Annotated in this window: 25 protein-coding genes; 11 read left to right on the top strand and 14 right to left on the bottom strand. The window is 66.9% G+C overall.

Going from position 1 to position 24,315, the window contains the following annotated elements; translation table 11 throughout:
• The first annotated feature begins 111 nt into the window (after window positions 1–111).
• The 4 genes from M2650_RS05585 (at window position 112) to M2650_RS05570 (ending at window position 3,404) form a co-directional block, all read left to right on the top strand.
• On the top strand, window positions 112–744 hold the full coding sequence (locus M2650_RS05585) for an EF-hand domain-containing protein (RefSeq protein ID WP_249472300.1): 633 nt from the start codon (window positions 112–114) through the stop codon (window positions 742–744).
• A gap of 252 nt (window positions 745–996) precedes the next feature.
• Window positions 997–2,256: a sensor histidine kinase gene (locus M2650_RS05580; protein ID WP_249472297.1), complete on the top strand. Its 1,260-nt coding sequence runs from the start codon at window positions 997–999 to the stop codon at window positions 2,254–2,256.
• Window positions 2,249–3,013, top strand: coding sequence for a LytR/AlgR family response regulator transcription factor (locus M2650_RS05575; protein WP_249472294.1), 765 nt, complete (start codon window positions 2,249–2,251; stop codon window positions 3,011–3,013). Before M2650_RS05580 ends, M2650_RS05575 begins: the two co-directional genes overlap by 8 nt.
• Before the next feature lie 10 nt (window positions 3,014–3,023).
• The gene (locus tag M2650_RS05570) at window positions 3,024–3,404 is read left to right on the top strand and encodes a hypothetical protein (RefSeq protein ID WP_249472291.1); all 381 of its coding nucleotides are present in this window, start codon (window positions 3,024–3,026) and stop codon (window positions 3,402–3,404) included.
• A gap of 32 nt (window positions 3,405–3,436) precedes the next feature.
• On the opposite strand, the gene M2650_RS05565 is transcribed toward M2650_RS05570, so the two are convergent.
• The 4 genes from M2650_RS05565 to M2650_RS05550 form a co-directional block, all read right to left on the bottom strand.
• Complete coding sequence (locus tag M2650_RS05565) at window positions 3,437–4,579, bottom strand: RNA polymerase sigma factor (protein WP_249472289.1); 1,143 nt, start codon at window positions 4,577–4,579, stop codon at window positions 3,437–3,439.
• 209 nt (window positions 4,580–4,788) lie between these two features.
• Window positions 4,789–5,610 carry a DUF2007 domain-containing protein gene (locus M2650_RS05560; RefSeq protein ID WP_249472287.1) on the bottom strand — a complete coding sequence of 274 codons (822 nt, stop codon included), beginning with the start codon at window positions 5,608–5,610 and terminating at the stop codon, window positions 4,789–4,791.
• Between the two features lie 4 nt (window positions 5,611–5,614).
• The gene (gene tesB, locus M2650_RS05555) at window positions 5,615–6,511 is read right to left on the bottom strand and encodes an acyl-CoA thioesterase II (RefSeq protein ID WP_249472285.1); all 897 of its coding nucleotides are present in this window, start codon (window positions 6,509–6,511) and stop codon (window positions 5,615–5,617) included.
• Window positions 6,512–6,642: 131 nt separating this feature from the next.
• The gene (locus M2650_RS05550; RefSeq protein ID WP_249474225.1) at window positions 6,643–7,167 is read right to left on the bottom strand and encodes an N-acetylmuramoyl-L-alanine amidase; all 525 of its coding nucleotides are present in this window, start codon (window positions 7,165–7,167) and stop codon (window positions 6,643–6,645) included.
• Window positions 7,168–7,253: 86 nt separating this feature from the next.
• Here M2650_RS05550 and M2650_RS05545 point away from each other — a divergent pair, with 86 nt between their 5' ends.
• The 3 genes from M2650_RS05545 to rlmKL all read left to right on the top strand — a co-directional run bounded on the left by M2650_RS05545 (window position 7,254) and on the right by rlmKL (window position 10,622).
• Window positions 7,254–7,760: an MOSC domain-containing protein gene (locus M2650_RS05545; RefSeq protein ID WP_249472283.1), complete on the top strand. Its 507-nt coding sequence runs from the start codon at window positions 7,254–7,256 to the stop codon at window positions 7,758–7,760.
• 81 nt (window positions 7,761–7,841) lie between these two features.
• Entirely contained in the window at window positions 7,842–8,366 is a 525-nt protein-coding gene (locus M2650_RS05540) for an alpha/beta family hydrolase (protein WP_249472281.1), read from the top strand.
• 3 nt (window positions 8,367–8,369) lie between these two features.
• Window positions 8,370–10,622 carry a bifunctional 23S rRNA (guanine(2069)-N(7))-methyltransferase RlmK/23S rRNA (guanine(2445)-N(2))-methyltransferase RlmL gene (gene rlmKL, locus M2650_RS05535; protein ID WP_249472278.1) on the top strand — a complete coding sequence of 751 codons (2,253 nt, stop codon included), beginning with the start codon at window positions 8,370–8,372 and terminating at the stop codon, window positions 10,620–10,622.
• A gap of 96 nt (window positions 10,623–10,718) precedes the next feature.
• On the opposite strand, the gene M2650_RS05530 is transcribed toward rlmKL, so the two are convergent.
• Window positions 10,719–11,246, bottom strand: coding sequence for a hypothetical protein (locus M2650_RS05530; RefSeq protein ID WP_249472275.1), 528 nt, complete (start codon window positions 11,244–11,246; stop codon window positions 10,719–10,721).
• Window positions 11,247–11,337: 91 nt separating this feature from the next.
• On the opposite strand from M2650_RS05530, the gene M2650_RS05525 reads away from it, so the two are divergent.
• Both M2650_RS05525 and M2650_RS05520 read left to right on the top strand, forming a co-directional pair.
• Window positions 11,338–11,949, top strand: coding sequence for a class I SAM-dependent methyltransferase (locus tag M2650_RS05525; RefSeq protein WP_249472272.1), 612 nt, complete (start codon window positions 11,338–11,340; stop codon window positions 11,947–11,949).
• 79 nt (window positions 11,950–12,028) lie between these two features.
• On the top strand, window positions 12,029–12,889 hold the full coding sequence (locus tag M2650_RS05520) for a pirin family protein (protein WP_249472268.1): 861 nt from the start codon (window positions 12,029–12,031) through the stop codon (window positions 12,887–12,889).
• A 133-nt stretch (window positions 12,890–13,022) separates the two neighbouring features.
• Here M2650_RS05520 and aqpZ read toward each other — a convergent pair whose 3' ends face one another.
• The 8 genes from aqpZ to M2650_RS05480 form a co-directional block, all read right to left on the bottom strand.
• Window positions 13,023–13,760 carry an aquaporin Z gene (gene aqpZ / locus M2650_RS05515; RefSeq protein ID WP_249472265.1) on the bottom strand — a complete coding sequence of 246 codons (738 nt, stop codon included), beginning with the start codon at window positions 13,758–13,760 and terminating at the stop codon, window positions 13,023–13,025.
• Between the two features lie 104 nt (window positions 13,761–13,864).
• A complete protein-coding gene (locus tag M2650_RS05510; RefSeq protein WP_249472263.1) occupies window positions 13,865–14,302 on the bottom strand; it encodes a hypothetical protein in 438 nt (145 codons plus the stop codon).
• A gap of 89 nt (window positions 14,303–14,391) precedes the next feature.
• On the bottom strand, window positions 14,392–15,255 hold the full coding sequence (locus M2650_RS05505; RefSeq protein WP_249472260.1) for a pirin family protein: 864 nt from the start codon (window positions 15,253–15,255) through the stop codon (window positions 14,392–14,394).
• 169 nt (window positions 15,256–15,424) lie between these two features.
• Window positions 15,425–15,901 (bottom strand): DUF5990 family protein, encoded by a 477-nt coding sequence (locus M2650_RS05500; RefSeq protein ID WP_249472257.1) that lies wholly within the window; start codon window positions 15,899–15,901, stop codon window positions 15,425–15,427.
• The gene (locus M2650_RS05495; protein WP_249472254.1) at window positions 15,898–16,311 is read right to left on the bottom strand and encodes a hypothetical protein; all 414 of its coding nucleotides are present in this window, start codon (window positions 16,309–16,311) and stop codon (window positions 15,898–15,900) included. Before M2650_RS05495 ends, M2650_RS05500 begins: the two co-directional genes overlap by 4 nt.
• A gap of 79 nt (window positions 16,312–16,390) precedes the next feature.
• Window positions 16,391–17,080: a deoxyribonuclease V gene (nfi, locus tag M2650_RS05490; RefSeq protein ID WP_425602530.1), complete on the bottom strand. Its 690-nt coding sequence runs from the start codon at window positions 17,078–17,080 to the stop codon at window positions 16,391–16,393.
• Window positions 17,077–20,658: a transcription-repair coupling factor gene (gene mfd / locus M2650_RS16585; RefSeq protein WP_249474223.1), complete on the bottom strand. Its 3,582-nt coding sequence runs from the start codon at window positions 20,656–20,658 to the stop codon at window positions 17,077–17,079. The genes nfi and mfd overlap by 4 nt, the downstream gene beginning before the upstream one ends.
• Window positions 20,659–20,816: 158 nt before the next feature.
• Window positions 20,817–21,353, bottom strand: a complete 537-nt coding sequence (locus M2650_RS05480) for a GNAT family N-acetyltransferase (protein ID WP_249472248.1) — start codon at window positions 21,351–21,353, stop codon at window positions 20,817–20,819.
• 43 nt (window positions 21,354–21,396) lie between these two features.
• On the opposite strand from M2650_RS05480, the gene M2650_RS05475 reads away from it, so the two are divergent.
• Window positions 21,397–21,744, top strand: coding sequence for an MmcQ/YjbR family DNA-binding protein (locus M2650_RS05475; RefSeq protein WP_249472245.1), 348 nt, complete (start codon window positions 21,397–21,399; stop codon window positions 21,742–21,744).
• A 66-nt stretch (window positions 21,745–21,810) separates the two neighbouring features.
• The gene (locus M2650_RS05470; protein ID WP_249472243.1) at window positions 21,811–22,725 is read left to right on the top strand and encodes a cation diffusion facilitator family transporter; all 915 of its coding nucleotides are present in this window, start codon (window positions 21,811–21,813) and stop codon (window positions 22,723–22,725) included.
• A 725-nt stretch (window positions 22,726–23,450) separates the two neighbouring features.
• Here the strand turns inward: M2650_RS05470 and M2650_RS05465 are convergent.
• Window positions 23,451–24,308, bottom strand: a complete 858-nt coding sequence (locus M2650_RS05465) for a 23S rRNA (adenine(2030)-N(6))-methyltransferase RlmJ (protein WP_249472240.1) — start codon at window positions 24,306–24,308, stop codon at window positions 23,451–23,453.
• Between the last annotated feature and the right edge of the window lie 7 nt (window positions 24,309–24,315).

Raw genomic sequence — 24,315 nt, 5'->3', positions numbered from 1 at the left:
TCGCCGCGACTGTCCGGGTGCTGAACACGGCGACAGCCTTGTCATCCCTGCGCCGGTCCGGGCGTTGACGGCTGCAGTGGCGGCACCGTCGCCGCCCGAATGGAGATATCGATGAACCGCAAGATACTGTATGCCGCCGTCGCGCTCAGCCTGATCGCGGCCGGCGCCGCCGTCGCGCAGCAAACGGCGGCCCCTGTGCCGGGGGCGCAGCACGAAGGGCGGATGAAGTTGGACGCCAACGGCGACGGTGCGATCGACCGCAGCGAAGTCGGGAAATCCGAAAGGTTGGCCGCCCGTTTCGACGAGATGGACAAGAACAAGGACGGCAAACTGACCGCCGACGAGCGCCCGCAGTGGCGCGGCCGTCATGGCGGCCGCGATGGCCGCATGATGAAGGCCGACACCGACAAGGACGGCCGCATCAGCCAGGCCGAAGCCGCCGCCGATCCGAAGCTGGCCGAACGCTTCAAGGACATGGATGCGAACAAGGACGGCTACGCGGATAGCGCAGATCGCGAGTTGCGCGGCCGCCAGCACCGCGAAGAGTGGTTCTCCTCGGCCGACACGAACAAGGACGGCAACCTCACCAAGGCGGAAATGGATGCCTCGGCGCAGGCGCACCATGCCGAGTTCCAACAAAAGCACGAGGCGCGCAGCGCCGAACGCTTCCAGAAGATGGACAAGAACGGCGACGGCGTCGTCAGCCGCGTCGAGATGCAGGACGCATCGCAGGCGCATCGCTGATACGGATTCCGGCGAGGTTTTCCGTGGGACAGCCCGGCCGGACGGCCGGGCTTTTTTTGCCTCCGCTTTTGTAGGAGCGGCTTCAGCCGCGAGCTTTTTCCATCACGGTTGCCGGGCCACAAAAGCTCGCGGCTGAAGCCGCTCCTACAAAGCCGGCTTCCGTCGCCGATTCCGGGGTTTCGTCGCCTGGGTGGCGACGGGACAGAGTGGCCCGGCTATGCTCCGCGGCACATCCGAAACGCCGGTAGCGCCGTGATACGCAGCCTCTTCTTCGTCATCCGCATCGCCAGCGCATGGCTCCTGGGGTTCTTCCTGGCCACCCTGTTGATCGCCGGCTTGTTCGGCGGCATGCAGGACGGGCCGCCCTTGCCGTTCGTGCTGATCTTCTGCGCGACCATGGCCCTGGTGGTCACCGGGGCGTTCTCGCACTTGCGGCGGGTGCGGCTGATCGCGGGGCAGGTCGACGCGGCCACGCTCGCCAACCGCCAGCGGCGCCAGGTCGAGATCCCGTTCGAAGCGGGCGAAGCCTTCGACCTGGTCGATGCGGCGATCCGCGAACTGCCGCGCACCGAGGAAATCGAAAGCGCGCGCGACAGCCTGCAGGTGCGGGCCAAAGTGCAGCGCATCGATCCCTACAGCAACAAGTCGCCCAGCCGCTACAACCCGCTGAGCTGGCTGGGCAACAAGCGCAACCAGATCCTGGCCACGGTGACGCCCGGCGAAGGCACTGGCAGCCTGACCTTGATCTGCGAGCCGGAAAGTGCAGCCTGGACCGATTGGTTCAAGGTCGACGACGGCACCAACCTGGAGAATGCCGAAGCGATCACGCGCGCCATCACCCGCCGCGTCGCCGAGCGCCGCCGCAGCGAGCAGGCCAAGGCCGCGCAGACCGTCACCGAAAAGGAACTGACGGTCGCCAAGCTGAGCCTGCTGCATGCGCAGGTCGAGCCGCATTTCCTCTACAACACGCTGGCCAGCGCGCAATACCTGACCCGCAGCGATCCGCAACGCGCCGACGAGATGCTGGGCAACCTGATCACTTACCTGCGCCATTCGCTGCCGCGCACCGAAGATTCGTTGTCCACTCTGGGCGAAGAGCTCGAACGCGCCCGTGCCTACCTGGAAATCCTGCAGATCCGCATGGGCGCGCGCTTGCAGCTGCAGATCGATGTGCCCGAAGCCCTGCGAGGGATGCCGTTCCCGACCATGATGCTGCAGACGCTGGTGGAGAACGCGATCAAGCACGGGTTGGAACCGAAACCGGGCGGCGGCACTGTCTGGATCCTCGCGCGCACCAACGATCAGGGCGTAGCGGTCACCGTGGCCGACGACGGGCAAGGCTTCAGCGCGGGCAGCGGCGGCACCGGCATCGGCCTGAAGAACGTGCGGGAACGGTTGCGGCTGGCTTACGGCAACGCCGCAAGCTTCGCCATCGTCGCCAACTTCCCCAACGGCGTCGCGGCGACCATCGTCGTGCCCGCGGTCGCCGACGAGGGTCCCGGCCATGCTTAAGTGCGTGATCGCAGAAGACGAAACCTTGCTGCGCCAGGCGCTGATCGCGATGTTGCGCGAAGTGTGGCCGCAGCTGGAGATCGTCGCCGAATGCGAGGACGGCGGCGAGGCTTTGGAAGCGATCGCCGAGCATCGGCCCGATGTCGCCTTCCTCGATATCCGGATGCCCGGTTTGACCGGCCTGGAAGTCGCCGCCGCGATGGCCGATGCCAGCCCCAAGACGCAGGTGGTGTTCGTCACCGCCTACGATCAGTACGCCATCGACGCTTTCGAAACCGGCGCCGTCGACTATCTGCTCAAGCCGATTTCGCGCGAGCGGCTGGAAGCCACCGCGCAGCGGCTGCAGGCGCGCGCAGCGGCGGGGCAGCCGGATGCGGCCGTGCTCGCCGCGCTGATCGAACGGCTGGGCGCGGCGCCGCCCGCGCCCAGCGAGCCGCTGGTGTGGATCACCGCCAGCGCGGGCAAGGAAACGCGGCTGATCATGGTCGACGACGTGGCCTATTTCCGCGCCGACCACAAGTACACCGTGGTGATGACGGCGGAGGGCGAATCCTTACTGCGCAAACCGATCCGCGAACTGCTCGAGGCGCTGGATCCGGCCATCTTCAAGCAGATCCACCGTTCCACCATCGTCAACCTGAAAGCGATCGCCTCGATCGCGCGCGACGACACCGGCAAGGGGATCGTGAAGCTGAAGCAGCGGCCGGAAACGCTGACCGTGAGCCAGCCGTTCATGGCGCTGTTCAAGAACATGTGAGGACGAGGCGATGCGCGGACTGCCGAAAGACCTGGTACGCATCGCGATGGCGGTGCTGTCCATCCTGCTGACGGTGATGGGCTGCGACGGGCCGCGCACGCGGGTGGTCTCCATGTCGTCGAGCGGCCCGCAAGGCGCCAATGCCGCGAAGGCGACCATTCGCGACGGACTGGCCACGTTCCAATGCATCGACAGCGTCGCCGGCGCCTGCACCTATGTCCTGTTCCTGCGCGATTGCCGCGCGGGCGCCGGCGATCCAGCCTGCGCGTTCAAGCCGATCGAAGAATTCACCCTCAAGAAGGGAATGTCGAAGCGGATCGTGGCCTTGCCGCAGGATTTCGAGTTCTGCGTGGGCCACGGCGCAAGGCCGACGATTCCCGATTGCCAGTAGGGTGGGCCAAGGTCCGCCCTACGGTTCCGGTGCTACAGGCGCCCCGATGCGATCAGGCCGCCGATCAGGCCGCCCAAGCCGCCGACGGTGCCGAAGAAGACGCCGATCCAGCATTTGATCTTTTCCTTGCGGCGTTCGCGCGCTGCGGCAATCGGGTCGCGCGCGGCTTCCATCGCATGGCGGCGCGCCAATACGCGCGGCTGCACCACCAGGCTCTGGTAGAAGATCGTGGCCATGAACGCGACGGTGGCCAGCACAGCCGGGACCCAGCCGGTCGTCGCCTTGGCGATCGCCAGCAATGCCGCCACGAAACCGATCGATGCCAAGGCGTTGATCACGGCGCTGCGGATCAATCCATGGCGTTCGCGTTCGTCGATCGCGCCGCGCAACTGGCTGCGCAGGCCGAGATAGATCGCGGTGAAGGATGCGACGACGGCGAAGCCGATGCTGCCTGCGGCGCCGAGCAGGATCTTGCCGAAGGTCTTGGCGCCGACTGCGGCGCCGGCGGTCAGGATGCCGGCCGCGGCGGCGGCCGGGCTCGCCACTGTCAATGCGGTGGCGACCATCGTGGTGAATGCGACGCCCGGCGCCGAACTGCGCGCGAACTCGCCGAATCGCTCGAGCAGGTCCCGCCGCAGATCCTGTCGCGCGCGCGACAGGCGCTTGCGCACGGCCGCGTCCGACAGGCCCAGCAACGCGGCGACCTGCTGCGAACTTTGGCCTTCGCGGTAATACAACAGCAGCGTTTCGCGGCTTTCCTCGGGCAGCGCGGAGATCAGTTCGGCGGCGGCGCGCTCGCGTTCGTCTTCGATGATCTTCTGCACCGGCGTAGGCGAGGGGTCCGCGGCGAGGGCGATGGCGATCTCCGCGGTTTCGCCGTCGAGCGGGCGATGCCGGCTCGCGCGCAGGTGGTCGCGCGCCAGGTTGCGCGCGATCTGCCGCAGCCAGGGCAGGAAGCTGGCCGGATTCTGCAGCCGCTTGAGATGCTGCCAGGCCGACAGGAACGCCTCCTGGGCGATGTCCTCGCTGGCCGGCACGTCGTGCGTGATCGCCAGCGCGACGGCGGTGACCGTGTTCTGGCAGGCGGCGACGATGCGCCCGTACGCATCGCGGTCGCCGCGCGCGGCGGCGGGCAGTTCTTGGCGGATCAGCAGGTCGACGGCTTCGGCGTTCATCGGGTCCCGCTCGCAGGATCTAGATACCAGGACGGCGCCGGGCGGGCAATGTGACCGGCCCTTTTTGCAGGCACGGCTTTTGTAGGAGCGGCTTTTGTGGGAGCGGCTTCAGCCGCGAGCTTTTCGGGACGAATCGAAAGCAAGATCAAGAGCTCGCGGCTGAAGCCGCTCCCACAAAAGCCGCTCCCACGAAGCAACCGCTATCCGCATCAAGCGGAGACATGCTTCAAGGTGCGCCCGATCCGCCATTGGCCATCGACCTGTTTCACTTCCAGCGTCTTGTACGTGGCGCGCAGACGATGGCGGTAGGCGCTGTACTGCACTTGCATGGAGCCGTCGGGCAGGGTGCGGAAGCCGTTGATCTCCACCAGCACCGCCGGAGCGCGCGTCGCGCGCGAATAGCTGCCGCTGCCTTCGGCGGCCACGCGCACGCAGCTCGAGCCGGGCGCGACCGCCAGGTTCGGGCGGATCAGTTTTTCGATCAGCGGCAGCGGCGCGTCCTTGCCGTCGATGCTCAGGCAGGCGACCTTGGCGTCGCCCGGCACGATTTCCTCGGCGAAGAGCGCTTGCGCCAGGGCCTCTGGCATCGGCGCTGCGCCGGGTTGCGCGGGCGCCGCCGGTGGCGACGTCCATCGGCCCAGATTCTGGAACATCATCAGGCCCAGGATGGCCGCGATCACCAGCAGGATGCCGACCTTGAGCTTGAACACGCGGTTCTGCGGCGCGCGCATCGCCCTGGCCGGCGTCACTTCGATGAAGGTCGGCGCGGCCGCGCCTTCCGACGCGCGCGTGCTGTCGATCAGGCCGTGCTCGCGCAGGATCGCGCGCGCGCGCGGCTGGTCTTCCGATTTGACGATCCACACCGCCGGCTGCGGCCCTTCGTTGCTGCCCTCGCGATAGCTGAAATTGCGGCGCACCGAGCCCTTGTACGAGCGGCCGTTGGTGATCCGCACTTCGATGCCGTCGTCTTCCAGCATCTTGGCGACCGCTTCCACGTTCTCCAGCCGCGCGCTGGTGAATACCTGTCTCATCGCATCATTCCTTGGCCGGCACTTGCGAGGCCGCCTCGGCATCCTTCACCACGCGGATCAGGCCTTCCTGCGCGGTGCTGGCGACGAGCCTGCCCTTTCGGTCGTAGATCGAGCCGCGCGCCAAGCCGCGCGAATCCTGCGCGCTGGGGCTGTCGATCGAATACAACAGCCAGTCGTCGGCGCGGAACGGGCGGTGGAACCAGAGCGCGTGGTCGAGCGAAGCCATCTGCACGTTCGGCTGGTAATAGCTGATGCCGTGCGGAAATGTCGCGGTGCCGAGCAGATGGAAATCCGAGGCGTAGGCGAGCAATGCGCGGTGCAGTTCGGGCGCGTCGCCGACCTTTTCCGCCAGCCGGAACCAGACCTGCTGGAACGGCGGCCGTTTGGGGGGATTGAGCTCGTCGCGCGGGTACACGTGGCGGAACTCGAACGGGCCCATGCGGCTGAGCCAGCGCTGCACCTTGGTCGGCAGCTTGGCCAGCACTTCCGGCGGCACCGCATGCGCGGGCTCGATGTGGTCGGGTTTGGGCACTTCCGGCATCGACAGCTGGTGCTCGGCGCCGGGCTCGGCTTCCTGGAACGAGGCCGCGCAGAAGAAGATCACCTTGCCGTGCTGGATCGCGCTCACGCGGCGCACGGAAAAACTGCCGCCGTCGCGGGTGCGGTCCACGTCGTAGACGATCGGATGTTCGATGTCGCCCGCGCGCAGGAAATAGGCGTGCAGCGAGTGCGCCTCGCGCGGCTGCGTCATCGTCGCCTGCGCCGCCGACAGGGCCTGGCCCAGCACCTGCCCGCCGAACACGTACTTGGTGCCGATGTCGCGGCTCTGGCCGCGGAAGAGGTTGTCCTCCAGCCGTTCCAGCGACAGCAGTTCGATCAGTTCGGAGACGGCGGAGGTCATGGTCGGGCAACCGATGGCGATGCCGTAATTATAGGGGACGCCGCTGGAGCCCTTGCTCTGTAGAGCGGAGCTTGCTCCGCTGCCCGGCTAACTACGAAGAGCAACATCCGGGTAGCGGAGCGAAGTCCGCTCTACAGAGCAGTGAGCCGGAGGAGGGGGGCGGCCTGGAGCACTTGCGGCCATGGGAACAGCGGACCCGGATCGCGCTTGCGGCGCACCTTGCGCGCCGGATCGTCGCTGGCTTCGACTTCGGTGGTATCCAGCTCTTCATGCCCTGCGATCAGCCTCAAACTGGGAATATCTTTGCGTAAACCGTTCAGGAGATCGATCAATGCGTCGATTTGCACCGGCGCATAAGCCTCGTTCATCGCCTGATGGCGCGAATCCAGCCAGTGCGGATAGCGTCCGGCATTGACCAGTTCGATGCCGATCGAGCGCGGGTTGTAGCCTCGGGTGTGATGCGCGATGCGGTCCGGCGCGACGTAGCGATGCACCGCGCCGTCGCGGTCGATATAGAAATGGCCGCTGTTGCCGGTGCCGCCAGCCGCATCCGGCTCGGGGTAGAGCACGCGCTCGCCGTAGTCGCGCGCCATGGCCAGATCCGGCAGCTCGGTGCAATGGATCACGACCAGGTCGACGGCGGACAGCGGACGCATCTGCAGGCGGGTTTCGTAGGGCAAGGGATCGATCAGCACGGCCTGGCCTGGGGCGGAACGGGCAGCGGCGATGCTAGCATTCGCGCATGGCCACGCTGTCCCCCGATTCCGAGCTGTACCGGCTGATGACGCAGTTCCCGCGCCGCGGCCAGGTGCGCTGGATCGGCTTGCGCCCGGCGCGAGACGTGGACATGACCCCGGTCGAATCGGTCCAGGCCGTGGCCGGCAAGGGCCTGGAAGGCGATCGTTACATGGCCAACAACGGCAGCGGCAAGCGCGGCATCACCCTGATCCAGGCCGAACACCTGCCGACGATCGCTGCCCTCAGCGGGCACGACGCCGTGCCGCCGGCGCTGTTGCGGCGCAATGTGGTGGTGTCCGGCATTCCCTTGATCGCTTTCAAAGGCCGCCGGTTCCGCATCGGCGACGTGCTGCTGGAAGGCACTGACAGTTGCGATCCGTGCTCGCGCATGGAAGCCGCGCTGGGCCCGGGCGGCTACAACGCGATGCGCGGCCACGGCGGCCTGTGCGCGCGCATCCTCGAAGGCGGCACGCTGCATGTGGGCGACGAGGTCGTCGCGGTACCGGATTAGCGCGCGCCCTCCGCGCCGGCCATCGCCGCAACCTCTTTTTTCCGTGCGCGCCGCGCACGCCCTCCACGACGATCCTTGAACATGCGCGGACACTGCATCCTTTCCCACGGTTTCGAAAGCGGTCCCGACGCCACCAAGGTCACCGCGCTGGCCGAAGCCGCCGAGCGGCTCGGCTGGACGCACGAGCGCCCGGATTACACCGATCTCGACGCCAAACGCGAAGTCAGCGAGCTGGGGGACGTGCCGGCGCGCCTGCAACGATTGCTGGCATTGGCGCAGGCCGCCGCCGCGCGCGGTCCGTTGCTGCTGGCCGGCTCCAGCCTGGGCGCCTACGTCTCCGGATTGGTTTCGCTGCAGGTGCCGGTCGCCGGCCTGTTCCTGATGGCGCCGCCGGTCCGCATGGGCGAAGCGCCCGCGCTCGATGCCGCGCTGGTGCCGACGAGCATCCTGCATGGATGGAACGACGAGCTGATCCCGGCCCAGCAGGTAGTGGACTGGGCGCATCCGCGCCGCGCGCGCTTGTTGCTGGTCGACGACAGCCACCGCCTGTCCGCGCACGTCGCGGCATCGGCGGACGCATTCGCCGAATTGCTGAGGTCGTTGTAAGCGATGAAATTCTTCGCCAGCTGCGCCAAAGGCTTGGAATACCTGCTCGCCGACGAGCTGGTGGCGCTCGGCGCGTCCAAGGCGACCGCCGCGGCGGCCGGCGTCAACGTCGAAGGCGAATTGGCCGATGCGCAGCGCGCGGCGCTGTGGTCGCGCCTGGCCAGTCGCGTGCTATGGCCGCTGGCCGATTTCGAATGCCCCGACGAGCATGCGCTGTATGCCGGCGCGGTGGCGATCGACTGGTCGCGGCACTTGTCGCACGAAATGACGCTGGCCGTCGACGCGCACGTATCCGGCGCCGCGATCACCCATGCGCGCTACGCGGCGCAGCGCACCAAGGATGCCGTAGTCGATACCCTGCGCACCGCGGACGGCGCGCGCCCGTCGGTGGACGTGGAATCGCCCGACCTGCGCCTGAACCTGGTGGTGCGCAAGGGCAGGGCGATCCTGTCGGTCGACCTGGGCGGCGGCCCCTTGCACCGGCGCGGATGGCGCCAGGCGCAAGGCGAGGCGCCGTTGAAGGAAACGCTGGCAGCGGCGGTGCTGATGCGCGGCGGTTGGCCGCGCATCCATGCCGAAGGCGGCGCCTTGCTCGATCCGATGTGCGGCAGCGGCACGCTGCTGATCGAAGGTGCGCTGATGGCCGCAGATGTCGCGCCCGGTTTGTTGCGTTATGCCGATGCCGCGCCGAGCCGATGGCTCGGTTTCGATGCCGCGACATGGCGAGCCCTGCTCGATGAGGCGCGGCGGCGCGAAACAGCCGGCCGCGCTGCGCTGCGGCCGGTATTCTTCGGCAGCGATTCGGATCCTCATGCGATCCGTTCGGCAGAACAGAATGCGTGGATGGCGGGTGTTTCCGATGCGATCCGGTGGCAGGTGCTCCCGATCGAGCGCTTGTCTGCCGTTGCCTTAAGCCGTCATCCCCGCGAAGGCGGGGATCCAGCGACTTTGGATTTTCAGGAAGGCGCAGAAGCGAAGTCACTGGATTCCCGCCTTCGCGGGAATGACGGCCTAAATGCGAATGCAACCGAAATGGGTGGTTTGGCCGTCTGCAATCCACCCTACGACGCCCGTCTGGCCGCCGACGCCACGCTCTACCGCCAACTCGGCGACGCCCTGAAACGCACCGTGCCCGCCTGGCGCGCCAGCCTGCTCTGCGGCGACGCCGAACTGGCGCACGCCACCGGCCTGCGCGCGCAAAAGAAATACCAGGTGTTCAACGGCGCCTTGGAATGCGCGCTGATCGTGTGCGATCCGATCGCGACGCCGATCCGCGAGCCGGCGGCGCCGCGCGAGTTGTCCGAAGGCGCGCAGATGGTGGCCAATCGCCTGCGCAAGAATCTCAGGAATTCCAAATCCTGGCGCGAGCGGGAAGGCGTGGGCTGCTTCCGTGCCTACGACGCCGACCTGCCCGAATACGCCGCCGCCATCGACGTCTACACCCAGGCCGACGACCCGGACGGCCGCTGGCTGCACGTGCAGGAATACGCCGCGCCGGCCGAGATCCCCGAGGCGGATGCGCGGCGCAGATTCCGCGAGCTGCTCTCCGCGGCCCAGGACGCCTTCGCGCTGCCGCGCGAGCGCATCGCCGTAAAAACACGCGAGCGCGGCAAGGGCGGCAGCAAGTACGGACGCATGGACCAGCGCGGCGAATGGATCCTGGTGCGCGAGGGCGGCGCGCGGCTGCGCGTGAACCTGTTCGATTATCTCGATACCGGATTGTTCCTCGACCACAGGCCGCTGCGCCTGCGCATCGCCGAAGAAGCCGAAGACGCCCGTTTCCTCAATCTGTTCGGCTATACCGGGGCGGCGACGGTGCACGCGGCGCTGGGCCGCGCGCGGCAGACGACCACGGTCGACCTGTCCGCGACCTACCTGCAATGGTGTTCCGACAACCTGCGCGAGAACGGATTCGGCGGCGCATCGCACCGATTGGTGCAGGCCGATGCCATCGCTTGGCTGCAGGCCGACCGCGGCCAGTACGACCTGGTCTTCTGCGACCCGCCCACGTTCTCCAATTCCGCGCGCGCCGACGACTTCGACGTCCAGCGGGAACACGTCCGCCTGCTGCGCGCCGCCATGGCGCGATTGGCGCCGGGCGGCGCGCTTTACTTTTCGACCAATTTCCGCCGCTTCCGGTTGGATACGGAAGCCGTAGCCGCATTCGGGCACTGCGTGGATATCACCGCGCAGACGGTTCCGCCGGATTTCGCGCGCAATCCGCGCATCCACCAGGCCTGGCGCTTGAGCGCGTAATCCCCGCTTTTCGTAGGTGCGAATTCATTCGCACGCTTTTTTCGCAGGTGACAGCAAAAAGCGCGCGAATGAATTCGCACCTACGATGGCATTCGCCTAGCGGGCGACGGGCTTCACGGTCGGCGCAGAATCCAGCAACGCATTGGCCGAGCCCGAATCCCGGCCGAACACGCTCTCGAACGTGTTTTCGTCGATGCGGCGGATGCTGCCGATGCGGCAGGGGATTTCCAAGCCGTTGCGCACGCCGCTGACCGGCACCACCGCGTCGCCCAGATCGCCGCAGATGCGGCCATCGGTCGTGACCGGGTCGCTGCCCACGCCGCGGCGGAATCCGCGGCCGGAGCCCAGCGGCGAAGGCCGCAGGCCGTCGCGGAATGTCAGATACGGCCGCCGATTCAGATCGCGGCAGCTATGGCTGAGTCGGATATCGTAATAGCGCTTGCCCAGGCTCTTGACCACGAGCCGGCGATCGTCGACCACGCCCCAGTCGAGCACTTGCCGCGCAACGAGGCATTCGCCGGTGGGGCGGATAGGGGCGGATTTCGCGGCCGGTCCCGATGCGCCGGCGATGCCGGCGCCCAGTGCCAGTGCGGAAGCCAGCAAGGCGAGTAGAGGCGTTTTCATGGCGATCACCGAGGCGGCCGGGGCACAGCGCAAACGATCCGCCCGTGGCGCTTAACGAAGCCGGAATACGGCAGCCTTCATGATGGGGGGTATGACCACTCTCTTAAGCGATGCCTTGCCGCCTTGGATGTTGATGCTGCGCCAGTGGCTGAAACATCCGCGCCGCACCGCCGCGATCGCGCCGTCTGGCCCCGAACTGGCCACCGCCATGGTGGCCGAACTGCCACCCGATACGCGCCGCGTGATCGAACTTGGCGGCGGCACCGGCGCCTTGACCAAAGCCCTGTTGGCGCACGGCATCGCCGCCGCGGATTTGCTGGTCGTGGAATTGAACGAAGCCATGCACGCCAGGCTGCAGCGACGCTTTCCGCAGGCGCGCAATGTGCTCGGCGACGCGCGCCAGCTGCGCGAAATCGCTGCGGCGCAGGGGTTCGTGGGCGAGGGGGCGGCCGATGCCATCGTGTCGGGCCTGGGCATGCTGTCCATGGACCGTAAACTGCAGCGCGATATCTATGCCGCCGCTTTCGACTGCCTGCGCGGCGATGGCCGGCTGATCCAGTTCACCTATGGCCCGCAGCCGCCGCTGGCCGACGAGGTGGCGCGCGAACTGGGGCTGGCCGCGATGCGCGGCGCCTTCGTGTTGCGCAATGTGCCGCCGGCCACGGTCTACGTCTATCGCCGGACAGAGGCGGCCGGCGCGTAACCCTGCGTTCCATCGGCGGTGCTGTTGGCCGCGCGGCGCGGCCGCATCTGTGGGTAATCCCGAAGGAGGACCCGTCCCTATGAGCACCACCATCGCCCCCGGCTACGCCACGATCGCCCGCACCGTTCGCGGCCAGGCGGCCTCCGATGGCGCCGGCGTCAAGCTGACCCGTGTGATCGGCGGCAATGTGCTGCCCGACCTGGATCCGTTCCTGCTGCTGGACGAATTCGGCACCGATCGCGCCGAGGACTACATCGCCGGCTTCCCCGAGCATCCGCACCGCGGCTTCGAAACCGTCACCTACATGCTCGACGGCCGCATGCGCCATCGCGACAACCACGGCAACGAAGGCCTGCTGGTGCCCGGCAGCGTGCAGTGGATGACTGCCGGCCGCGGCCTGGTGCATTCGGAAATGCCCGAACAGCAGGAAGGCCGCATGCGCGGCTTCCAGCTCTGGGTGAACCTGCCGGCGAAGGACAAGATGACGGCGCCGCGCTACCAGGAATTCGCGCCGGCGCAGATCCCGGTCGCGCAGCCGGCTGAAGGCGTGACGGTGAAAGTGATCGCCGGCAGCGTCGGCGACGTGCGCGGTCCGATCGACCAACCGGCTACGTCGCCGCTGTACCTGGATATCGCGCTCGATGCGGACGCCGCATGGGAATACGCGTTGCCCGCGGGCCACAACGCATTCGCTTACGTGTTCGAAGGCCATGCGGCGTTGGGCGACGGCGGCGAAGCGCGAGACCTGGGCACGCACGAACTGGGCCTGCTCGGCGGCGGCGACACGCTCAAGCTGAAGGCCGGCGCCGATGGCGCGCGGTTGATCCTGGTCGCGGGCAGGCCGCTGCGCGAACCGGTCGCGCGCCACGGGCCGTTCGTGATGAACACGCGCCAGGAATTGATGCAGGCCTTCGTCGATTTCCAGGAAGGCCGTTTCTAGTCGCTTGCTCTTGTAGAGCGGAGCTTGCTCCGCTGCCGTTGCTCTTCGTAGGAGCGGCTTCAGCCGCGAGCTTTCACGGCATCTCGAAAATAGAAGCTCGCGGCTGAAGCCGCTCCTACGGAAGAAAAACCTGTCAGCGCCCGTCGCCGACGATATCCGGCCGGTCATTGCCGAGCCACTTGTAGATCACGCCGCCCAGCAGTCCGCCCAGGATCGGCGCCAGCCAGAACAGCCACAACTGTCCCAACGCGCCGCTGCCGGCGAACAACGCCACGCCGGTCGAACGCGCCGGATTCACCGAGGTATTGGTCACTGGAATGCTGATCAAATGAATCAGCGTCAGCGCCAGGCCGATCGCGATCGGCGCGAAGCCCACCGGCGCGCGCGCATGGGTCGCTCCCATGATCACCACCAGGAACATCGCGGTCAGCACCACTTCGCACAGGAATGCCGCCGCCACCGTGTAGCCGCCCGGAGATAGCGCGCCGTAGCCGTTGCTGGCGAAGGCGCCGGCCGCGTTCGTATCGACTGCGAAAGTCGCAGTGCCGCTGGCGATCTGCCACAGGATCCAGCCGGCCAGGATCGCGCCCAGCACCTGCGCCACGATGTAGGGCAGCAGGTCCTTCAGCGGAAAACGTCCACCGGCCCACAGACCCAGGCTTACCGCGGGATTGAAATGGCCGCCGGAAATATGTCCGAAGGCGTAGGCGCCGGTCAGCACCGTCAAGCCGAAGGCCAGCGACACGCCCAACAAGCCAATGCCGAGCGGATTGCCGTCGCCGCCGAAATTCGCCGCCAGCACCGCGCTGCCGCAACCGCCCAAAACCAGCCAGAACGTGCCGAGGAATTCGGCGCCGAGTCGTTTCAACATAAGCTCCCTCCCGATCGTCGGCCGGCTCCCCCGGCCAGGGGCAACGCTAGGCCACGCCGGTTAAAGCCATGTGATTGCGCGGCCGCTGCCGGCCGCGCACGCGATCATTTGCTGCTGAGCATGTTCGCGTCGAAGCGCACGGCCTGCACCGTTCCGATCAGCTGCGTCAATTCGGCATCGGATCCGGCCTGCAGCCAGATATGCACGCTGCGCCCGTCGGCGAGTTCGAACATGGTTTCGCGCACTTGCACGCCCGGCTGCGTCGCCAGTTCGCCGCGATACCAATACACGCTTTGCTCGCCCACCGTGCCGGGTCCGAGGCGGTTGCTGCGCCTGAGTTCGTACGGCGCGTCGGGCGTGATCGAAACGCCGAACGCCTCGCTGCCGTCTTCGCGGATGGCGCGGCAGAGCAAGGTATCGCCGCGGTCGCGCTGCTCCCAACTCAATTGGACAGTGGGCAGCCGCGGGCATTCGCTGGCGTTCTGGGCATGGACCGAGCCGGCCAGCCCCAACAGCAAAGGGAGTGAAAATAGGAGTTTCATGGGTTTTCCCCTGGTTTGCGGTCCCCACCGCAACCCGACCATAAACAACCCTGGCTCCATCCGCAAATAAAACAGCTCGAAAATCAGTCTCACCGCTCCGGGAGAGGGATGAATTCGCTCTCGTCGCCGGGAATTTTGCCGAAACGGCCTTCCAGCCAGTCCTGCTTGGCCTGTTCGATGCGCTCGCGCGACGACGAAACGAAGTTCCACCACACGTGGCGGTGCGCATCGAGCGGCTCGCCGCCCAACAGCATGGCCTTCAGCGGCGTCTTCGCGCGCAAGGCGGGCCGCGTGCCGGGATCGAGCAGCACCAGGTGCTGCTTGGGGATGTCGGCGCCGTCGAGTTGCGCTTCGCCGTCGAGCACGTAGAGCGCGCGTTCGATGTGGCTGTCGTCGATCTTCACTTCCGCATCCGGTTGCAGGTCGACCGCGACGTTGAACGTGTCGGCGAAGACGCGCACCGGCGATTCCATGCCGAAGCCGCGGCCGGCGATGACGCGCAGCAGGCTGCCGTCGCGCTGCAGCTGCGGCAGCGTGGCGCCGGAATGGTGATGGAATTCCGGTGCGACTTCCTCGTCGGGCTTGGGCAACGCGACCCAGGTCTGCATGCCGTGCGCTTCGCTGCCCGATGCGCGCAGCCCTTGCGGCGTGCGTTCGGAATGGGCGATACCGCGGCCGGCCGTCATCCAGTTGACGTCGCCGGGGCTGATGTCCTGCAGCGAACCCAGCGTATCGCGGTGGGTGATGGCGCCGGCCCAGAGAAAAGTGACCGTGGCCAGGCCGATATGCGGATGCGGGCGCACGTCGATGCCGCGGCCCGGTTCGAACACCGCCGGACCCATCTGGTCGACGAACACGAACGGCCCGACCGAACGCGCCTGCACGCTGGGCACGGCGCGGCGCACCTGGAAGCCGCCGAGGTCGTGGACGCGCGGGGCGATGATCGTGGTCATGGGAGGCCTCCGTTTCCGAGCTGCGCACAGCATGGCATCAGCGGCATGATGCCGCCACGCGGGTCATGCAACGATGCATTCCGCCCGCCCTGCTTTTCGTAGGAGCGGCTTTAGCCGCGAGCTTTGCAAGATCGCCGCGATCCTGAAGAGCTCGCGGCTAAAGCCGCTCCTACGAAAAGCCAGCCGCTGCGTTTCGGCCTTGCTCGGTCAACTTCCAGCCATCGATCAACCGCACGCTGGCGCAGGCAGGCCCGCCGTCCGTTCCGGTACCGCGCATCCGCGTTTCCAGTCGACTGCCGCTGCGCAGCGCGCGTGCCAGCAAGGCCTGGTCGATGCCGGCCAGCATGATCTTCGCGCGCCGCGTCCAGCACGAATCCGCTTGCCCGGCCAACGTGCCGGAATTGACGTAGACGAAACGCGCCGATGGCGTGCCCTGGGCGAAGGGGCCGAGAAGATTGGGGCGGCCGTCGGCGAGCGGTTTGCCGGTACGCAACTCGAAATCGAAAGACAGATGGCCGTCATCGCGGTTCGCCGGCGGAACGAGTTCGTCGCGGCCGCGCTGCATCGCGAACGTCACGCCCGGCGGCGGATCGATCACGACGATGCGTAATCGCACCGTGACCTGTTCCGGCACCGCATCGCTCACGGCAGGGAGTCGAACCGCAATTGCGCCTCGGGATTCGCGCCGCGCGCCAGCGAAACCAGCGCGAGCCTGTGGCCGGCGACCGGCCTGCTGGCCTTGTCCGCGAAACCGGTATGCAAGCCGAACGATTCGGTTCCGGCGCCGGTTGCGGTCCACTCGAAGGTCACTTCCGCATCGCCCGCCCATACGCACTGGCGCTCGGGCGGACAACGCGAATCGTTCTTCACGCCGACGTATTTGAGCTGGCCGTTTCCAGCGAGCGCCACGCTTTCGCCGGGTTTCATCGCGAACGTTTGCGCGACCGGGACGCTGCGAGCGCCGCTGTTTTCGCCCGCGGCGGTGGTCGACGTGCAGCCGAGCGCGGCGGCGGCGAGGGCGGTAGAGATCAGCAATGCGGAGATACGACCGGTCATCGGCAACTCCTGCCATGGAGACGAGCCGGGAGCCTATCCCGCGGTACCCGAGCGCACCGTGAATCCGCTTTTCCGGAGGCTAACCCCGGTCCTCGTCGCGGCGCGAAGCCAGCCGATCGGCCAGCCGGGTCGGCTCCGGCAGCCGGTAGCGGGTCACGAAGCGCATCGTCAGGTCGGCGGCGGACGCCATCGCCACGTGCTGGCCCGGCGATACGATCAGCGGATTGCAGTTGGGCTTGCTGCGCAACAGCCAGCCGATCTGCTCGCCTTTGTGGCGCAGCGCGACGTAGGCGCCGCGCATCTGGTGCGGCACTGTTGTGGCTGCGCCTACCAGGATCTTTTTCGCCACGCCGATGCTGGGCAGGCCCGTGACGACGCCGAAATGGGCGGCGATGCCCAACCGGCGCGGGTGCGCAATGCCGTGGCCGTCGACGAAGACCAGATCGGGCGTCGCGCCCAGCCTGTCCAGCGCTTTCAGCAGCGCCGGCAATTCACGGAACGAAAGCAGTCCCGGCACGTAAGGCATGACCGTTTCGATGCGCGCGACTTCGGATTGCAGCGGCTGCAGCGTTTCCGCATCCAGCAGCACGGCCGCGGCGCGGGTGACGGCGCCGTCCTCTTCGAAGCCGACATCGAAGCCGGCGATGGTCCGCAGCGTCTTCGGAAAGCCATCGCGCAGCACCACGCGCTGCGCCAGTTCGCTCTGCATCGCGCGCGCATGCGCGACGCTGCCGTCCCAGTCCGCGAAGGCCGGATGCGCGGCCATCAGGCGGCCTTCAGCGTGGTCAGCAGGCCGCGCGCGGCGTTGAAGCGCGTCGAAGCGTCCGGCAGATCCAATTTCACCCGCAACTTGTCAGGCCCGTCCATCTGGTAGGCCTTGGGCTGGCCCTGGATCAGGCGGATCACCGCCATCGGGTCGATATTGGGCTTGGATTCGAAATGCACGCGGCCGCCTTTTTCGCCCAGATCGAGCTTGCGCAAGCCCAGTTGCGTGGCTTGCAGTTTCAGTTCGGCGATGGCGAACAGGTGCTTCGCTGCGTCCGGCAGCAGGCCGAAACGGTCGATCATTTCCACCTGCAGTTCGCGCAGCGATTCGGCGTCGCGCGCCGAGCTGATCCGCTTGTACAGCGTCAGCCTTGCGTGCACGTCGGGCAGGTAATCGTCCGGGATCAGCGCCGGCACGTGCAGTTCCACATCGGCGCCATGGCGTTCGACGCCATCGACGTCCGGCAACTTGCCCTGCTTGATCGAGCGCACCGCGCGTTCCAGCAGCTCGGTGTACAGGCTGAAGCCGACTTCGGCCATCTGCCCGCTCTGGTCTTCGCCGAGCAGTTCGCCGGCACCGCGGATTTCCAGGTCGTGCGTGGCCAGGGTGAAGCCGGCGCCGAGCTCGTCCATCGCCGCGATCGCGTCCAGCCGCTTGCGCGCATCCGACGTGATCGAACGTTGGTCCGGGATCACCAGATACGCGTAAGCGCGATGGTGGGATCGGCCGACGCGGCCGCGCAACTGGTGCAGCTGCGCCAGGCCGAACTTGTCGGCGCGGTTGATGACGATGGTGTTCGCGTTGGGAATGTCGATGCCCGATTCGATGATGGTCGAGCAGAGCAGCACGTTGAAGCGCTGCTTGTGGAAATCCAGCATCACCTTTTCCAGTTCCCGCTCCGGCATTTGGCCGTGGGCGATGCCGATCCGCGCCTCCGGGACCAGTTCCTGCAGTTCGCGCTGCATGCGGCCGATGCTTTCCACGTCGTTGTGCAGGAAGTACACCTGGCCGCCGCGCGACAGTTCGCGCTGGAAGGCTTCTCGCAGTTGCGCATCGTCCCAGGGCACCACGAAAGTCTGCACCGCCAGGCGGTGTGCGGGCGGGGTGGCGATGATGGCCAGGTCGCGCAGCCCGGCCATGGCCATGTTCAAGGTGCGCGGGATCGGCGTGGCGGTCAGCGTGAGCAGATGCACGTTGGCGCGTAAGGCCTTCAGTGCTTCTTTCTGGCGCACGCCGAAGCGCTGTTCCTCGTCGACGATCACCAGGCCCAGGTCGTGGAATTTGACGTCCGGCTGCAGCAGGCGATGGGTGCCGACGATCACGTCGATCTTGCCTGCGGCGAGTTTTTCCAACTCCGCCTTGATTTCCTTGGTGGATTTGAAGCGCGACAGCACCTCGACCCGGATCGGCCAGTCGGCGAAACGATCGGCGAAGTTACGGTAATGCTGTTCGGCCAGCAGCGTGGTCGGCACCAGCACCGCGACCTGTTTGCCGGCGGCTGCGGCGACGAAAGCCGCGCGTACCGCGACCTCGGTCTTGCCGAAGCCGACGTCGCCGCAGACCACGCGGTCCATCGGCTGCGAGCTCGACAGGTCGCGGATCACCGCTTCGATCGCGGCATGCTGGTCCGGCGTCTCCTCGAACGGGAAGGTCGCTGCGAACGGTTCGTACATCGCGCGATCCAGTGGCAAGGCCAGACCCGCGCGTGCCTGCCGCTTGGCCTGGATGTCCAGCAGTTCCGCGGCCACATCGCGCACTTTCTCCGCGGCGCGCTTCTTGGCCTTGGTCCAGGCCTCGCCGCCGAGCGAATGCAGCGGCGCGGTCTCGGCCGAGGCGCCGGAGTAACGGCTGACCAAATGCAACTGCGCGACCGGCACGTACAGGCGATCGCCCTTGGCGTATTCGATGTCGAGGTATTCGCCGGCCAGCCCGCCGGCTTCCAGCGTGACCAGGCCGCGGTAACGGCCCACGCCATGGTCCTCGTGCACGATCGGCGCGCCTTCGGACAATTCGCCCAGATCGCGGATGATCGCTTCGGGTTCGCGCCCGGCGCGCTTGCGCCGGCGCGGCTGCGCAGCGCGTTCGGGGAACAGCTGGCGCTCGGTGAGGATGGCGATGCGCGGATCGTCGAGGGCGAAGCCGTTGTCGAGCGGCGCTACTGCGATGGCGAAGCGTGCAAGCCCCTCTCCCTCTGGGAGAGGGGTTGGGGTGAGGGTTCGGGGAGGCGTCGCAGGTTTGGATGCCTGCGGCTTCTCCGAACCCTCATCCGGCGCTTCGCGCCACCTTCTCCCGGTGGGAGAAGGAAAGGCGAAGGCCTGGAAATCGGGCAGGACGTCAGGCGACAAGCCCGCGGCCTGCAGTACTTCGAGCAATGCTTCCCGACGTCCCGCGGTGTCGGCGGCGATCAATACGCGCCCCGGATAAGTAGCCAGGAACGTCTTCAACGAATCCGCCGGTTCCGCATCGCGGATCGCGATCGGCATATCGGGCGCTGGCTGGTCGCCCAACGGCGACGACTGTTCGCGACGCGCGTGTTCGGGGCCGCAAACTTCGACGCACTCGAAACGGTTCAACCTTTCGCGCAGCGAATCGGGCGGCAAATACAGCTGGTCCGGCGCCAGCAACGGGCGTTCGATGTCGTGGCGCCGCTGTTCGTAGCGTTCGCCGGTCTGGCGCCAGAAATGTTCTGCGGCTTCATTGCTGCCGTCGACGATCACCGGCAACGCGTTCGCGCCGAGATAATCGAACAGCGTCGCCGTCTTGTCGAAGAACAAGGGCAGGTAGTATTCGATGCCGGCCGGCGCCAAGCCGGCTTTCAGATCCTGGTACAGGGCGCTGCGTCGGGTATCGATGTCGAAGCGTTCGCGCAGCGCATCCATCGCGCGTTGCGCCGACTCGTCGTCGAGCGGGATCTCGCGGCCGGGCAGCAGCTGCACCGCCTGTGTTTTTTCCAACGAGCGTTGCGATTCGGGATCGAAGGCGCGGATGGAGTCGATGGCGTCGTCGAACAGCTCGACGCGGTAAGGTTCGTCCGCGCCCATCGGGTACACGTCGAGCAGGCCGCCGCGCACGGCGAAATCGCCGGGATCGAGCACCTGCGGCACGTTGCGGTAGCCGGCGGATTCCAGCCGCCGTTTCTCGGTGTCGAGATCGAGCTTCTGGCCGACGCGCACATCGAAGGTATTGCCCACCACGTAGCGCAGCGGCGGCAGGCGCTGCATCAGCGTCTGCACCGGCACCACCACGATGCCGCGCTTCAACGCCGGCAGGCGGTGCAGCGCGGCCAGGCGCTGGGAGACGATGTCTGGATGCGGGCCGAACTGGTCGTAGGGCAGGGTTTCCCAATCCGGGAACGGGATCACCGGCAGCGCGGCGTCCTCGCCGAGCAAGGTGCGCAGATCGGATTCGAGCTGGTGCGCGTTGTGGTTGTCGCGCGCGATCGCCAGCAACGGTCCGTCGTGCGCCTGGGCAGCGCGTGAAACGGCCCAGGCCAGCGCGGACGCGGACGCAGGCGCGCGCCACCAGGCGCGTTGCTGGCCGGTCTTGGGTAGAGGCGGGGCGGGGAAAACGGCGTTTTTGATAGGGGCGCTCATTGATCGCACAAAACAACGGCAGCGCCGGACGCGGTTTGCGCCCAGCGCGGGAAGGCCTAAGTTTAACGCGTGATCGCCCCCCGGCTCCGCCGACACGGCTTGGCGGGCCCGATCACGGTACGCACTTCGGCGACGCTGTCGGCGATTCAGCGCAGATCGAGCACTACGCGCACGAGCCCCGGCGAATTCGCCGATTCGCGATGGAAGCCCAACGATTGCGCCAGCTGCAGCATCGGATGGTTGTGCTCCAGCACATCGCCGTACAGGCGCTCGAGCTTCTTGCCCTTGGACCAGCGCACCAGGCGCCGCATCAGCTGCCGGCCCAGGCCCATGCCGTTGATGTAGTGGCTGACCAGGATCGCGAATTCCGCATCGCGCGTGCCCGGCGCGACCGAGGCGCGGGCGACGGCGCCCACCAGCGCTTCGCCGGGCGGCAGCGGCTCGGCCGCGACCAGCGCGAATTCGGTGCGTGGGTCGGGATGGGTCAGCCGCTCGGCCTGGTCCTCGCTGAGCTCCTTCATCGCGAACAGGAAGCGCTGGCGGACCTCATCCGGCTGCAGCAGGGGAAAAGCAGCGCGCAGCGGGCCGGCATCGTCCGGCCGGATCGGCCGGATCAGCACTTCCCGGCCGTTGGGCAGGCGCAGTTGCTCGTGCCACGGCGGCAGGCGGTTGCGGGGGCTCATGGCCGAATGCTGGCATGGCGAAAGTGAAGCTATGCTCTACGGCATGAAGACCGCCGCCGTACGCCGCCTCGTTTCCGCCTGGCCGGGCGTCGCGGAGGAGGTCAAATGGACCAAAATCCTGGTGTTCTCGGTCGGCGGCAAGATGTTCTGCGCGATGCACGACGGCATCGAGGCGCGGAATCTGGCCTTCAAGGTGGAAACGGCGCGCTTCCTGGAGTTCACCGACCGCCCGGGCATCGTCCCGGCGCCGTTCCTGGCACGCTGGCATTGGATCAGCCTGAACGATGCGCAGGCCTTGCCCGAAGCCGAGACCCGGTCGCTGATCCGCCGCAGCTACGAACTGGTGCGCGGCAAGCTGAGCCGCAAGCTGCAGCGGGAATTCGCGGACTAGCCGCTGCGCGGGCTGCGCGGGACGCTTTGCTAGACTTCCGCCCCTCCCAACGCAAGAGTCCCTCCCATGGCCGGCAGCGGCGATTCCACCCGTGCGATCCTGTTCGCGCTCGGCGCCAACTTCGCGATCGCCTGCGCCAAGGGCGTGGCCGCGTTCTTCACCGGGTCCAGCGCGATGCTGGCCGAAACGGTCCACTCGTTGGCCGACTGCGGCAACCAGTTGCTGTTGCTGTTGGGCATGCGCCAGGCCAAGCGGCCGCCGTCGCCGGATTATCCGCTGGGCTACGGCAAGGCGATCTATTTCTGGTCGTTCCTGGTCGCGGTGATGCTGTTCACGGTGGGCGGCATGTTCTCGCTGTACGAGGGCATCCACAAGCTGCAGCATCCGGAAGAATTGCGGCAGTGGTGGTGGGCGGCCGGCGTGCTGGTGTTCGGCATCGCCGCCGAGGCGGTGTCGATGCGCGCCTGTCTGCACGAGGTCGACAAGGCTCGCGGCGGCCGCAGCCTGTGGCAGTGGTTCCGCGAAAGTCGCCAGGCCGAACTGGTGGTGATCTTCGGCGAGGACCTGGCCGCATTGCTTGGCCTGGTGTTCGCATTGGCCGCGGTGATGACGGCCGTGGTCACCGGCAATCCGATCTGGGACGCGGTGGGCACCATCGCGATCGGCGTGCTGCTGATCGTGGTCGCCGTGTTCGTGGCGATCGAGGTCAAGGCCATGCTGATCGGCCAGAGCGTGGATCCGGCGCGGCAGGCGCAGATGCGCAAGTTCCTGGAGGACCGGCCCGAAGTCGGCCGCGTGATCAGTCTCATCACCCTGCAACTGGGCAACGATGCGTTGGTGTCGGTGCAGGCCGAGATGAGCGAAGGGCAGAGCGCTCGCGCGTTGACGGATCAGATCAACCAAGTGGAGCGCGCCTTCAAGGCCGAGTTCCCGGAAGTGTTATGGAGTTTCTTCGAGCCAGACGTCAAGACTAGCGTTTGACGGGTTTTGTAGAGCGGAGCTTGCTCCGCTGCTCTTTTGCTTGGGGTTTGTCGCGACCTGCCGGCCTTCCAGGCCGGAGTTTCGTCCGCTAAAATCGCGGCCGAGTGACCCTTCGGCAAGCTCAGGGCATGCTTTCTTTTTGATGGGCCCAAAAAGAACAGTAACCAAAGAAAAAGGGCCTTTGGAAGGGATCCTGGCGAGGGGGTTACCTCGTGTTCTTGGCCACCGCTCGCCGGCTCTCGGGATTCTTCCGTCGCTTCGACATTCAGATCCGAGGCGATCGATCCGAACGCCTCCTTAGCGCAACTCCGCAAAAGCCACGTCACCCATAGGTTGCGAATCAAAATCTAGTACCTGCGTAAGAAGGTCACCCACGACGAAAGCCGGGCCGCTGGCGAACTTTCAGGTACGACGCATCGCACCGCAGTTCAGGCCCTTTCTTGGGTTACTTTCTTTGGGCCAACAAAGAAAGTGACCCGGGCGCAGCCCGGAAGCCTTTGTCCATGGCGCGAGTCGCAGCGCGACCCGCGAGGACGCGGGCCTGGATCCCGGCCTTCGCCGGGATGACGGCTGAGGGGCAAGAGCAACATGGGTCCCAGCGTTCGCTGGGATGACGGCCTAAGAGCGAACGGCCTAAGAGCGAACGGCTTAAGAGCGAACGGCTTAAGAGCGAACGGCTTAAGAGCGAACGGCTTAAGAGCAAGAGCAGCGGGGCAAGCCTCGCTCTACAAAGCGGAGCGGAGCCACTCCAACTGCGCCGACCCGCCGTCGTCGCCGAGCGCCTTGAGTAGCACGCCCAGCGCCGGTTCCAGCGCTGCATCCAGCTTCCATGGCGCATTGAGCAGCAGCAGGCCGCTGCCATTCATGCGCAGCGGCGAATCGTCGGCACGCACCAGCAACTCGGCGACGAGCGCGGATTTGGCCGGCAGGTTCGCCGCTTTGCGATAAAACGGCCGCAACGCACGGCGCAGTTTGATCGGGTACCAGAGCGCGAATACGCCCTCCGGCCAGCGTTGCAGTCCTTCGCGCAGCGCGGCGACGGCGGCATCGAACTCGTTGAGCTGCGCCTCGTATGGCGGATCGATCAGAACCAGACCGCGGCCGATCTTCTGTGCCCCGCTTTTCGGCGGCAGGAAGGCTTTCATGGCCGCGTAGCCGTCGCTTTCGTGCGCGGCGACGCGTGAATCGCCGGCGAAGTTGGATTTCAGCGCGGCCGCTTCTATCGGTTGCAGTTCGCAGCAGACGATGCGGTCCTGTTCGCGCAGGGCGTGGGCCAGCAGCCACGGAGATCCGGGATAGGCGTCGTGCCCCTGTGCCGCGCGACAGGCCTGGACGGCTTTCAGGTAACGCGCGACGGCCGCATTGCGCGGCTGCGCGGCGATCAGGCGGCCGATGCCATGCTCGGCCTCCCCGGTGCGCTGGGCCGAGCCGGATTTGAGGCGGTACAGGCCGCGGCCGGCATGCGTATCGAGCGCGAAAACCGGCGACGGCTTGACGGTCAGGGCGTCGCAGATCGCCAACAGGGCGACGTGCTTGAGCACGTCGGCATGGTTGCCGGCGTGGAAGGCGTGGCGGTAGTTCATGCCGGCA

Origin of the sequence: Luteimonas galliterrae, assembly GCF_023374055.1 — a bacterium.
Taxonomy (GTDB): domain Bacteria; phylum Pseudomonadota; class Gammaproteobacteria; order Xanthomonadales; family Xanthomonadaceae; genus Luteimonas_C; species Luteimonas_C galliterrae.
This window is presented reverse-complemented; position numbering and strand designations above follow the sequence as displayed.